Source organism: Methanocorpusculum vombati, from assembly GCF_026891935.1.
In the GTDB taxonomy this organism is placed as follows: domain Archaea; phylum Halobacteriota; class Methanomicrobia; order Methanomicrobiales; family Methanocorpusculaceae; genus Methanocorpusculum; species Methanocorpusculum vombati.
This window is the reverse complement of sequence record NZ_JAPTGC010000002.1, coordinates 144,107-156,575: the sequence shown is the minus strand read 5'-3', so window position 1 is coordinate 156,575 and position 12,469 is coordinate 144,107. Positions and strand designations below refer to the sequence as shown.

The following is a 12,469-nucleotide window of genomic DNA, read 5'->3' as shown; positions in this document are numbered from 1 at the left end:
GGTGTTTACTCCTCCTTCATAAGGGATTCCAGAATGTCGATGTCAAGCGCTTCCGGCGTCGGCATCTCCTGACCGGCTGCTGCCCTGAGTTCTTCTGCGGTCATGGGATCGGTCTGTTCGAGGCCGTAGGCGATGTAGCGCACAAGACCCATTTCATATTCATGACCGAGATAGCCGGGACGTGCACCGCCGAGATCGGCACGGCATCTGCGTGCATCGCCCGGCGGGAAACCGCGGTCCTTGACATAGATGCGGTAGGGATCGAGCTTTCGCAGGTGGGAGATGATTCGTTCCACGTCCTCCGGGCTGCCGGTGATCTGGCAGCCAAAACAGGTCTCCTTGATCATGACGCCCTGGGCAATTTCGTAGGCTGCGGTTGCAATGTCCTGCGGGGTGGTGTCGGGCGAGTCAACGAAGACGTACTTGGTAACGGTTCCCACGTACTGGGGCACATAGGGTTTCACGGTTTCACCTCACGGATGAACACGATTGAACCGTCTTTGATGAGAGGAAGTTTGTCGGTGTCAAGCACCGTTCCGATCACGTTGGTTCCCTCAAACGGTTCGCCGGTCGGACCGTACTCCTCGTTTGCGACACTGCGCACACCGGTCATCCCGCGTGCTTTTCTGGCGTCATTGGTGATCGCAAGGGCATACGGGGGAACCGGCTCTCGGGGAACGTTCTCCGGAATGATGTTGACGTTTGAGGCGAACTCCGGTTTGAAGAGATACATCTCGTTGTCGATGTTGTAGAAGAATGGCATACTGCCGATGGCGTACATCTTGAGACCGGTAACGCGGCGGAAGAGATCAACCGTCCGGGGAGCGTGTTCGTAGTCCAGCGTGATGTCGATGACATCTTCGAGGGCAACGGTGGAGAGTGCGACCTTTCCCTCTTTGAGGACTTCAAGGGTGGTTGCCGGTTTCTGGTCGATGACGACCCGTCCGTTCACGTCGCGGTTGTCGGCAAGCACGCGCAGTCCCCGTGCCTTGGCACGGGCGACTGCCTCGCCGAGCGGCAGACCGCGAAGGTCGAGCTGTTTTGGAACGACTTTGACGGACAGTTTTGTTCCGGCACCGGCAAACCGGGCGAGTTCAATGCCGCGGACGACCGTTCCGGTACGGGTGTGATGCTGGTTGCTCGGGACGTCTCTGGTGTAGATGTAAATGGCGCCCGAACTTTTCCCCGAGGTCCGCACGGTGACGGTTCCTTCCCGCCGGGGTTTCTGGAGTTCCATCGGGACGGTAAGTTTTCCTTCGGCGTGATCGCGAATGTAGGTGGACGCGGTCCGATCGATCACGTACTCGGCGTTGCGCAGCGCAAACAGAAGATGTTCCACCGATCGGGTGCAGGAGGTATCAATCCTGGTGTGATCTTCCGTGTAGCCCTCCGCGTTGATGCGGATCTCGGAAAATATCTGCATGCCGTCCTCAACCGCAAGGGAGAGGTCAGTGGTTACGGCAGCGTTGGTTGTATCGATCGAGGAGAAGACGTGTTCTATTCTGGTGATGCGGTCGCCGTTTCTCCACCGGTTCATGATGCCGAGACCGGAGATGACGGTGCCGAGAACCGCTCCCCCTGCTGCTGCCCCATGGTCTCCCATATGCTGGAGACGGGAGAACATGAGGTAGGAGGTTTCCGAGTCGTACCCGCCGCAGCCGAGACAAAGTACGCCGCGGTCGTAGCGGTAGGACTGGCGGTCCGGGATGAAGTCTGCCCGGAAGGGGCCGAAGGCAACGGCGTATTTGTCTTCCCAGTGAACCCGGAGGTTGGCGTCGGAGACGTCACCGGTCGGTACCGGCAGGACAACGCCCGGCAGGAGTTCGACGACGATGTCGCCCGCGGTCGTTACGAACCGGAGCTGGGATGTGTCGCGCGACCCGTCCGCATCCCCTGCGGCGGCAACTCCGGGCCGGAGAACGGCAACTCCGGGCCGGAGAACGGCAACTCCGCATCCCGCCGGGTGCTCCGGCAGGAGTGCGGCCAGTGTGGTTCCTTGGGGGACGGATGTTGATTCCCCGTTGAGGAATATCTGCATATTTGTCACGGTAACTCTCTTTTTCAGATTTTACATCTCGAACATTTCATCGGTGCTGGTGTGAAGTGTTCCGGCGTTCTGCTCGGGAACGTCTTCGCCTTTGGGATCGGCCTGGGTCGGGACGGATTTGGGGGTGTTGTCCATGGCACGGTCCCGTTCGGTGGCGACTGCCCGCGCCATGATATCCTTCTCGGCGTCGGTCAGGGCCGCAAGAACCTCATGGGTGGGACCTATCTGGATGATCTTTCCGCCGCGCATGAACATGCAGCGGTCGCAGACGTCACGGACGAACTCCATGTCGTGCGAGACGATAACAAAGGTTTCGTCCATCTCTTCGCGGGCGTGGATGATGGAGTGTTTGACGTCCACTTTGGTGATGGGATCCATGGTTCCGGTCGGTTCGTCCAGGAGGATGATGCGGGGTTCGCGAATGAGGACCTGGGCAAGGGCAACGCGGTGTTTCTCTCCTTCGGAAAGGCTTGCCGGATAGCGGTGCAGGACGTCTTTTGCCTTCTTTTCGGTGAACCCCGCCATCTGAAGGGTGATCATTGCCTTGCGGGTGGCAAGTTCTTTGGGGAACTCAAGACCAATTGCATCCGTGAGGTTGTCGATGATGGTCCGGTGAGGGTAGAGGTCGTACTCCTGGTGGAGGAGGCCGATGTATTTCTTTGCCCGCCCGCGATAGAGGTAACCGGGTTTGGTCATGTCGATCCATTCGTCCCCGATACGGACCTCCAGTTTTCCGGCGGTCGGTTCGTAGAGTCCGGCGATCATCTTGGACAGTGTGGTTTTTCCTCCGCCGGAAACGCCGATGATACCGAAGATTTCCCGTTCGTTTATGTCGAAGCTGATCTTATCGACCGCGTTGATGACGCCCCGGTCAACGGCGATGAATTTTTTGGAAAGGTTTTCGGCGCGGACGATGGGATTGCCGATCTCCTGATCGGTGTAAACCAGGTCGTCATGGTAGTTTTCCATGAACGCGGTGATGATCTCTTCGGGTGTGCCGATTCTGGTGATCTTTCCGTCGTCCAGAAGTACCGCCCGGTCGGCAACGTCTTCCAGGACCTGGGAGAAGTGGGAGGTGATCAGCATTCCCATGCCGTTCTCCCGTGACGCTTCCTTGAGCAGGTCGTGCACGATCTTGGCGGTCTTGGGATCCAGGGTGCCGGTTGGTTCGTCGGCGAAGAGGAACACGGGGTCGCGGGCGAGCTGGCGGGCGAGGACGACACGCTGTTTTTCTCCGCCGGAGAGGTCGCGGGCAATATGCATCATGCGGTGGGTAAGACGTACCTCGTCGAGCAGGTCGGCAGCCCGGCCGATGGCTTTTTCGGACGGGTAGTCGATGTCATCCAGGGCCCGGAGCACGTTTTCGATGACGCGGTCATCACCGTAGAGAGCGAACGTCCGCTGGAACATGATGGCAGTTCTTGCCATGATGCGGGTTTTGAGGGTCTCATTTTCCGGTGCCCAGAAGTCAATGTCACGGCTTTCCAGTTTTCCTCCGCAGGTACTGCAGGCGGACCCGGCGTGGCTCGGAAGTTCGACTCTGCCGCATTTGGGGCAGACGGCGACGTGGTAGATGATCTGTCCGGAGGTGGGGGGCTGATCGATACCGCGGACGAGGTGGATCAGAACGGTTTTTCCGCATCCGGAACGTCCGATGATACCAACGATCTCTCCTTCGGTTATTTCGAGGTTGATATTGTCCAAAACCCGTACCATCTCCGGTGCTGTCGCACACTGGGCATTATCGGAAGGACCGTCTGATGGTCCGTATGCAGGAAAATCCATGCAGAGGTCCTTAATGGTGATAAACGGTGTCGTCATTCAAACATCCTCTATGATGTTAATTGTATGTGCTCTGAGGTGTTATTAGTGTTTAGAAGAATGCATTCCGGGGGTTTTTGACGGGCGAGCTGGCAGGCGGAACGTGACGCGGTGATGCCGCGGGAATCTCACCCGGAAAAAGAAGAGGGATTTTTGGGGGAAACGGATGGTCCGGGCCGGATACCTGAAAGGTTACCGGAGGGGTGCCGGACAGACCGGCCCCTTCCCGCGGCGGATGCGAAGCACCGAGATATAGAGGAACACCGAAACAATCACAACCATTGCAACCGGTGCCAGCCAGGGAGGCGTGTGAATGCCGAAACCTTCCGCGACCATGATGAGACTCAGCGTCAGAACCGAGTACATCGCACCGTTCTTCAGGTAGATGTAGCGCTTGATTGTATCAATGTACTTGATGGTCAGCTCGCGTACCACAATCGCACCAAGTCCGCATCCGATAAAGATCAGCGGTACCGAAAACGTAAATGCAAACGCTCCGATAACACCGTCAATCGAAAACGTACTGTCGATTACTAAGAGAAGCATCAACTTTGCCGCATCAGACTTTTCACTGTGACCGAGCTCCGCCGACTTCTGATCCGCCGACAGCCGGAACCCCTGCACCAGGAAGAACAGGGTCGAACCCGCGACTGCGGCAAACGCGAGAATCGGATCCGACTCCAGCGTTGCCCAGACGAGTGCCAGCAGGAGAACTGCAACAACCGCATAGAACCATGGCGCCTGTTTTGTCAGGAACCGCTCACCCGGCATAATGCAGTCCTTCTTCTCGGCAAACAGCCAGTGACAGAACAGGAACAGCATAAAGACACCGCCGAACATCAGCAGATAGGGAGCCGTGCTCTCCATTGCAGACGTCGCCAGATCATCGTCGGTAAACGTTACGGTAAGAGCGCCAATCGGGCCGAGAGCCGGATTTGCCGCCCACAAAATCAGCCACGGCAGAACGCCGCGGACCAGAAACACCGACAGAAGGATACCCCATATGAGGAACCACCGCCGGGCCTTTTCTTTCATAGTGGCTAAAATATCAGCATTGATGATCGCGTTATCAATACTTGCGATCGACTCAAAAATGAACAACCCTATGATTACAACAATAGCGTAAAGAAGTTCCATTCAAACAACAACGCGTTGTTACGCGCTATTTATTCATATGAAAATACCGGTTAATAAATGTTCGGAACAAAACAAGTGGGGGAGAAGGTTACTCTCCTTCCTTCTTTGTATCGATCTTTTCCTTTGCCTTGTTGGAAACAAAACCAATCCACAGGGTAAAGATAACCGCAATAACCGTCACAAAAACCGCATACCCAAGCATCGCCGGAATGCTGCTCTGATCCCCGAAAATCTCCTTGAAAATAGTCTGAATTGCCGAGTTCCACGCAAGTGCGGCAACCAGCCCAAACGCAGCAGTAACAAGTGCTGCAAGTTTGTCAATCACATCAACACTAAATGACATACAAAACCCTATTAGGAAACAAAGATACTTAAATCATATTATGTTCCCTTCCCTGCCCCGGTACCGGGGATGGCATACTTCTTTTCCAGCCGGTTAATGGCAATGGTGGCAATCGTTACAATCACCAGATAAAACACACCGACCGCTGCAAACGCTTCAAAGTAGGCAAAGTATTTGCTTGCAATAATCTTTGCCGCACCCGTCAGCTCAATCACGGTCACCACATAGGCAAGGGACGAGTACTTGATCAGATAGATGAACTCGTTGGAGACACCGGGGAGAGCCTTGCGCAGGGCCTGCGGGATAACAATGTAGCGGACGGCCTGCAGTTTCGTCATGCCAAGAGCCTGCGCTGCGGTCATCTGCCCGCCTTTCACGGACTGAAGTGCCCCGCGGATGTACTCAGAGTTGTAGGCCGAGTTACAGAGAATAAATCCTGTCAGCGCCGACAGGAACGACCCCAGAACGATCCCGATCGACGGAAGACCAAAGTACAGAATAAACAGTAGCAGCAGAAGCGGACAGCCGCGGAAAAAGATCACATACAACTGTGCCGCCCAGCGGACAGGACGCACCCCGTACACGCGGGCGACCGCAACCAGAAGCCCGAGAAGAAATCCAAACGGTGCAGTAAGCGCCACCAGCTGAAGCGTGACAATAAGACCGTCCCAGAGTGCGGGCAGGAGAATATCCTGCCAGAATGGAATCTCTGCGAGAATGTGTGCCCAGGTTTCGCTCAGAAAATCGGTTATCCCGGACAGCGCAGTCGCATTGTTGGTAAGATTCGTCGCCGCGTCCATGACTACTCTTCGTAGGTTCCCATAAAGGCACGGGTGCGTTCAAATGACGGGCTGGTCGGAATATCGGCAGGACTGCCGCGCTCCACAATCTCGCCCTTCTCCATAAACAGGATCTCACTGGCAAACGAGGTGGCAAAGTGCATCTCATGCGTTACGATCAGCATCGTCATACCGTCAGCGGCAAGTTTTCGCATGACCTCAAGCACCTCACGCTTCAGTTCCGGATCGAGGGCCGAGGTCGGTTCATCAAACAGCATGACATCCGGGTCCATGGCAAGTGCCCGGGCAATGGACACCCGCTGCGCCTGACCGCCGGAAAGCTGGGCCGGATAGTAGTCGGCGCGGTCGGCCATGCCGACGCGCTCAAGCTCGAACATGGCTTTTTTGCGTGCCGCAGCCTTGTCCATCTTTTTGACTTTGAGCAGTGCTATCTCCACATTGCGGACGGCGGTCAGGTGATCAAACAGATTGAAGTTCTGAAAGACCATGCCCATCTTCTGCCGGTACTCGTTGATCTTTGAACCGGAGTGGGTGATCTCCTCACCATTGAGGTATACATGACCGTCGTCGGGGACGGTCAGCTGGTTGATACAGCGCAGAAGCGTACTCTTTCCGGTTCCGGACGGGCCGATGAACGCCTTGGTCTCGCCTTTATAGACATCAAACGATACCGACCGGAGAACCTCCAGATCGCCGTAGGCTTTGGAAAGGTTCTCGACCCGGAGAATAGGAGTGTCACTCATGTTTCTGTCACCTCATTATTGCCGAATCCGGGGATCCGGACTTTCTTTTCCACCCGCTGAATAACCATCATGCCGCCGTAGTTGAGGAGGATGAAGATAACCGCACAGGTAAGATACAACACCATTGGTTCCCCGGTTTTACTGATGACCTGTGCGGTCCGGGTAAGAAGTTCTGCAACGCCGATCACATAGGCAACGGCTGAATCCGTCAGGAGAACCGGGTACTCGTTCGACCAGCCGGGCAGGGAAAGCCGCAGAGCCTGAGGAAGGATCACGGTTCTGATGCTCTGCCATCTGGTCATGCCGAGCGAACGTGCGGCAAGCATCTGGCCGTCGGCGATGGACTCAATGGCGCCGCGGAAGATCTGGGACTGGTATGCAGCACTCCTGAGACCGAGCACGACAACCGCAACCGCAAATGCCGGGACGTCAAAACCGGTCATCGGGAAGAGGGCGAAGTAGAACAGAAACAGAAGAACGATATTCGGCAGTCCGCGGAAGAACCAGACGTACACATCTACCAGACGTTTGACGAACCGCGGGCCGTACACCTGTCCGAGCGTAAGGGCAATCCCGCAGAGGAACCCGATCAGGAGCGAGATTGCTACCAGTGCAAGGGTTACGCCCATTCCTTCCAGAAGGTAGGGTGCGGATGTGATTACTGCGGATAATGCCTCGGACATGGGACGGCCCCGAAAGAAGTAGTATATACTGTGACGCGGTATCAGAAAAAAGTGTAGGGATGACCCTCTTCAGGCAGCTTTGCAGAGATTGCCGTCCGGAAGAATCCGGCCGTCGGCAACCGCGGCATCAATGCCGGATGCGATGCGGTCGCGGACCTGCGCCGTTGCCTTGAATCCGAGAACAAGAGCTGTCTGGCGGATCAGATCGTCTCTTGGGGTGGAGAACTGTTTTTCCAGAACAAAAACGGCTGCTGCGGCAATCTCGGCAAGGGATACATCCGCGGGAGACCATTTGGCAGGCCGTTCCCGCGGAGTGATGACGCATTCGGGAACGGTCAGGAATCCCTCTTCGTCAGAGGAAAGCCGTCCTTCGGCAACCTCTGCGGAGGTAACCGAGGCGATACGGTCACGGACGGCTGCGGTCATGCGGGGCACACGGCCAAGTTCTTTGATACGTGCCGCGAGAACGGAGGCGGAGACCGGACCTTCGACTGCGACTATCTGCACGATTGCCGTACCGAGAACGGAGTCAGGAACCGAGGCGAACTGATGGTAACTGCCAAGGGAACACTCCTCACAGCAGACGTAGGGCTCAAGCCGGAGACTGACCGCGGCAGAAACTGGTGCGGCATTGGTTGCGGCGGCGGATGGTTTTTCCGCGGATTTTTCTGCCGCCGGTTTCTTTGTGGATGTCTTTGGCGCGGGTTTTGCTTTTGCAGGTTTTTTCTTCGGGGCTTTCTTTGCAGTCTCCACAGCGTCAAGCAGCGTTTTGGTGCAGGAAGCGGGGTGCTGGTACCACTCGGTCGCCCAGATGCGGATGAGGTTCCAGCCGAGTCCTTCAAGAACCTGTGCCCGGAGCCGGTCCCGATCGCGGGCAACCCCGGACGACCAGTAGTACGGGCCGTCGCAGAGAATTCCCGCAAGATACACTCCCGGTTCTTTGGGGTTTTCCACGGCAATATCGATCCGGAATCCGGCACACCCGACATTCTTCGCAACCGTGTAGCCGTTGTCCTCCAGCAGCCGCGCGATGGTGTCACCGAACAGTCCTGCCACGTCGTCGGGCGCATCCCCGCCTGCCTCAAGAGGCGCGCTGCGGTCCGCGGCATAGGTCAGGAAGGTGGCAAGTGCGGAGATACCGGACGCCGATCCCGGTTCGATTGCGAGATCAGATCCCCGGAAGTTGGCAAAGACCACACAGCGTTCGCGTGCACGGGTGATTAAAACGTTCAGCCGCCGCTCGCCGCCGTCCTGATTTAAGGGACCGAAGTTCTTGCTGAGTTTGTGGTTCTCGTCAAACCCGTACCCGATACTGATGAGCATCGTATCGCGTTCATCACCCTGCACGGTTTCCAGATTCTTGACAAAGAAGTTCTCCCCGTTCTCCGGCCGCATCAGAGACTCAACGTCCGGGTTGTCGCGCAGCAGAAGTTCAACCTCGTGACGGATTGCTTCCTGCTGACGGGTCGAGAAGGTGGCGACACCAAGCGTCTTGTCCGGGAACCTGCGGTAATACTCAATGACCGCCGCGGCCACGGCCTGCGCCTCGCCGCGGTTGACCCCTGCCTTCCCGCGCTCGTACACGGTATCGGGCAGGTGGACGAAGGAGAGACCAAGGTCGGGCGTCTCGTGCATGGGCGAAGGGAAGACCATGAGGTTGCCGTCATAGAACTCCTGATTGGATACGGCGATCAGGGATTCATGCCGCGAGCGGTAGTGCCAGCGCAGACGTTTTGTTTCGTAGGACTGCTTGCAGACGTTGAGCAGGCTTTCCATGTCGGTGATGCTTGCGACCGACTCAGCCTCATCCTCTTCATCGGAGGCTGCGATCTGGTCGAAGAAGGTGGTCGGTGGAAGCTGGCGTGAATCACCCATGACCACCAGCTGACGTCCGCGCATGAGTGCGCCGAGTGCGTCCTCCGGCCTGACCTGACTTGCTTCGTCAAAGATGATGACATCAAACTGCACGGAACGGGGATCGAGGTACTGGGCAACGGAAAGGGGACTCATCATGAAGCAGGGTTTGATCTGCTGAATCAGCCATCCCGCTTTGCTCATGAGCATGCGAATGGACATGTGACCGCGTTTGCGGTTGAACTCGCCGGTGAGAACACCCATCTCGGAGTCGCGGGAGGCTCCTGTGTAGAGTTCCGGAATTTTTTCGTCGAGGATTTTTGCGATGCGTTTGCAGTTCTCCGCAATGGCGCTGCGGTCGCAGGAGGCGAAGGCCGCAATTTTTTGTTCGTGCGGAATCTGGGAGAAGCGTGCAAGGAGCGGACGCTCGGCGATTGCTTCCCGGAGCAGGGAGTCGGCATAGCCGGTAAGGAAGGCCGGGACGAGTTCGCCGGGGGCGAGTTTGTCGGCGAAGAGGAGTTCCAGCAGCGGGGCGGCAACGGTTTTGCCGAGCGCGTCGGTGTAGGCGAGAAGTTTGCTCCAGAGCACAACGCCGTCGATGTCCGAGGACCAGAGGTCGCAGCGTTTGCGCTGTTCGGCAAAGGTCGGGTCTTCCATCTCGGAGATGCCGATGCGGGCGAAGAGTTTTGCGCGGGCTTCACTGTGGGCGATGCCTGCTGCTTCGACTTCGGCGAAGAGCGGGACGACTGTAGTCGTGGTGATGGCACCCGTACCGAGAAGTTCCAGCGTGCGCGAGGTTGCAAGGCCTTCCTTTATCATGAGCCGGATGGCGGATATCCATTCGGCGTACCTTGCGAGCGCGGCGGGATCGGTTTCTTCGCCGTTCCAGACCGGCGCAAACGCGGAGGCATAGAGCGGTTCGTCCTGTGCCCATGCGTCGCGTTCGGTGAGGTAGTCACGGGCGTCCAGCAGGTCGGTAAGAATCTGGGCGTCGGGCGGGACTGCGCCGCGGTAGTAGGAGGAGATTTCTGCTTTGGTTTCTTTGTAGGCGGAGGAGAATATTTTTGCAATCGTGCCTTTTCCGGAGACTTCGCGGAATGCGGAGTAGAGCCGGTTCGGGTTGCGCGAGAGTATTTCCGGGGTGAAGGAGGCAAGGATGCGGGTGCGGTGATCGGCAAGTTTCTGCATGCCGGAGATCAGCCGGGCGACTTCGGTTTCTTTGTCCCAGAGGGGGTTGGTGAGCGCTCCGGCGTCTGCGGCGAAGTCGCTGGTAAGCAGGCGGCAGGACTCGACCATGCGGGAGACGCCGGTCTCTTCGCGGGGAACGGGTACTCCGGTGAGTTCGGAGAGCCGCCGCATGGCGGAGAGCAGTTTTTCGATTGCTATGCGGTAGTTTTCGACCAGTTCGAGGATTTCGTCGCGGTCCTGCGGGAGGACGAGACCCGGTACGCAGCCGGCCCACGGGTGCCGGGTGAGGGAGCGGCCGGTCGGCATGAGCGAGGGGAGCAGGGCTTCGATGTCATGGAGGGCGGCGATTGCGTCTTTGTACTGGTCCGGGGTGATCTCTTTTGCGGCCGGGATGATGACACGCGGGATTCTGCGTCCCGGTCCTGCGGGGCTGTCTTCGAATTCATAGCGGTACTGTTCGCGAATGCCGAAGAGGTCATACGGGGTGAAGGCGCAGTCACCGATGGGGGCGGCGAGTTCGCGGCAGTAGCCGTCAAGTTCTCCGCGGAGTGAGTCGATCTGCAGGTGCAGGCTGTCGGGTGATGCGGCGGAACTTCCGGAGTGCTGGATGCTTCGTTCGAGTTCGCGGATGACTTCGCCCTTTTTTGCTTTCTGGCTGTGGAGTTCCAGACAGAAGCGGGAGAGACCGGCGGTGTCGAGACGCCGTTTGACGACTTCGAGTGCGGCCATTTTTTCGGAGACGAAGAGAACGGTCTTTCCGGCGACGAGCATCTCTGCGATCATGTTGGCGATGGTCTGTGATTTGCCGGTGCCGGGCGGCCCTTCGACGACGAGGTTTTTGCCGGATTTTGCTTCTTCGATGACGGCGATCTGTGAGGAGTCGGCGTCCATGATGTTGTAGGATTTCTCGGACGGCAGCCGGAGATCGATTTCATGTTCCGGGAAGGTTTCGCCTGCTTCGGCGGCGGGGGATGATCCGGGATGGAAGAGTCCGGCGATGAGGGGGTGCGTTTCCGGCGAGAAGTTTTCGTCCCAGGATTCGGGGTCGAGGTCTTTGAACATGACAAATTTGCGGAAGCTGAAGAGGTCAAGTGCCATGTCCGGGCAGTATTCCCATCCTTTTCCGCGGACGGCGGCGTCGACTGCTGCGGCGTATTCGGTGAGGCCGTCGGCGGTTTCGGGCATGATGAAGTCGGGGATGGTGATTCCCTGTTCGGCAAGTTTTGCCGAGAGGGAGAGGGAGGTTACGGGGTCGTCGCCGGTCCATTTGAGGACGTAGTTGTCTTTGACTTTCTGGCGGACGAGTTCGACGGGGATGAGGAGGAGCGGGGCTTTGTAGAGTTTGTCGGGGTGTTCGGCTTCGGCCCAGCTGACAAATCCGAGTGCGAGGTAGAGGACAGGGTAGCCCTGTTCTTCAAAGACAGTGCGGGATTTGTTGGAGAGTGCGTACAGCCGCTGGCGGAGACTGATGTCGTCGTAGGGTGTATTGAGGATGAGGTCCTGCTGTTTTGCGGTAGGTTTTGCAAAGGCAGGGTATTTCCAGAGATGTTTTTCTTCGGCAGGTGCGTCGGTTTTTTTGCCGGCCGGATAAAATTTCATTCCCTTTTCGCTGATGACCAGCGTGTGATACACTGCGGCGGGGAGTTCCCCGCTGATCTCAATACTGCGGGTATTGGAGGGTTTATAGTTGAGGAGATTGTTGCGCAGTGTGAGATCGAGAAGACGCGAACGTAAGGTGTTGAGTTCAGAGGTGGTTTCGCCCGTTTTCATGCAAGTAGATCCCCGGTATCTATATGCTATTATTAGTGTGACAGAGGTAACTAAGTTTTGGGGGTGTTATGCCACGAAAGTAC

The 12,469-nt window shown here is 57.2% G+C and carries 9 protein-coding genes; all 9 read right to left on the bottom strand.

Annotation, left to right across the window (positions count from 1 at the left end):
* Positions 1-5: 5 nt before the first annotated feature.
* Positions 6-464: a methanogenesis marker 6 protein gene (locus O0S09_RS02230; RefSeq protein ID WP_268922285.1), complete on the bottom strand. Its 459-nt coding sequence runs from the start codon at positions 462-464 to the stop codon at positions 6-8.
* Entirely contained in the window at positions 461-2,038 is a 1,578-nt protein-coding gene (mmp3, locus tag O0S09_RS02225) for a methyl-coenzyme M reductase-associated protein Mmp3 (RefSeq protein ID WP_268922284.1), read from the bottom strand. Before mmp3 ends, O0S09_RS02230 begins: the two co-directional genes overlap by 4 nt.
* 30 nt (positions 2,039-2,068) lie before the next feature.
* Positions 2,069-3,868 (bottom strand): methyl coenzyme M reductase system, component A2, encoded by a 1,800-nt coding sequence (gene atwA, locus O0S09_RS02220; RefSeq protein ID WP_268922283.1) that lies wholly within the window; start codon positions 3,866-3,868, stop codon positions 2,069-2,071.
* A gap of 192 nt (positions 3,869-4,060) precedes the next feature.
* On the bottom strand, positions 4,061-5,005 hold the full coding sequence (locus O0S09_RS02215) for a DUF475 domain-containing protein (RefSeq protein ID WP_268922282.1): 945 nt from the start codon (positions 5,003-5,005) through the stop codon (positions 4,061-4,063).
* Between the two features lie 88 nt (positions 5,006-5,093).
* Positions 5,094-5,348, bottom strand: coding sequence for a DUF5654 family protein (locus tag O0S09_RS02210; RefSeq protein ID WP_268922281.1), 255 nt, complete (start codon positions 5,346-5,348; stop codon positions 5,094-5,096).
* A gap of 38 nt (positions 5,349-5,386) precedes the next feature.
* Positions 5,387-6,148: an amino acid ABC transporter permease gene (locus O0S09_RS02205; protein ID WP_268922280.1), complete on the bottom strand. Its 762-nt coding sequence runs from the start codon at positions 6,146-6,148 to the stop codon at positions 5,387-5,389.
* Positions 6,149-6,150: 2 nt separating this feature from the next.
* The gene (locus tag O0S09_RS02200) at positions 6,151-6,891 is read right to left on the bottom strand and encodes an amino acid ABC transporter ATP-binding protein (protein WP_268922279.1); all 741 of its coding nucleotides are present in this window, start codon (positions 6,889-6,891) and stop codon (positions 6,151-6,153) included.
* Entirely contained in the window at positions 6,888-7,574 is a 687-nt protein-coding gene (locus O0S09_RS02195) for an amino acid ABC transporter permease (RefSeq protein WP_268922278.1), read from the bottom strand. The genes O0S09_RS02200 and O0S09_RS02195 overlap by 4 nt, the downstream gene beginning before the upstream one ends.
* A gap of 69 nt (positions 7,575-7,643) precedes the next feature.
* A complete protein-coding gene (locus O0S09_RS02190; RefSeq protein WP_268922277.1) occupies positions 7,644-12,386 on the bottom strand; it encodes a DUF3320 domain-containing protein in 4,743 nt (1,580 codons plus the stop codon).
* Between the last annotated feature and the right edge of the window lie 83 nt (positions 12,387-12,469).

Coding starts and splice junctions, on each gene's coding strand:
- O0S09_RS02205 (WP_268922280.1), bottom strand. CDS start 6,148: ATGGACGCGGCGACGAATCTTACCAACAATGCGACTGCGCTGTCCGGG.
- O0S09_RS02190 (WP_268922277.1), bottom strand. CDS start 12,386: ATGAAAACGGGCGAAACCACCTCTGAACTCAACACCTTACGTTCGCGT.
- O0S09_RS02195 (WP_268922278.1), bottom strand. CDS start 7,574: ATGTCCGAGGCATTATCCGCAGTAATCACATCCGCACCCTACCTTCTG.
- O0S09_RS02200 (WP_268922279.1), bottom strand. CDS start 6,891: ATGAGTGACACTCCTATTCTCCGGGTCGAGAACCTTTCCAAAGCCTAC.
- mmp3 (WP_268922284.1), bottom strand. CDS start 2,038: ATGCAGATATTCCTCAACGGGGAATCAACATCCGTCCCCCAAGGAACC.
- atwA (WP_268922283.1), bottom strand. CDS start 3,868: ATGACGACACCGTTTATCACCATTAAGGACCTCTGCATGGATTTTCCT.
- O0S09_RS02215 (WP_268922282.1), bottom strand. CDS start 5,005: ATGGAACTTCTTTACGCTATTGTTGTAATCATAGGGTTGTTCATTTTT.
- O0S09_RS02210 (WP_268922281.1), bottom strand. CDS start 5,348: ATGTCATTTAGTGTTGATGTGATTGACAAACTTGCAGCACTTGTTACT.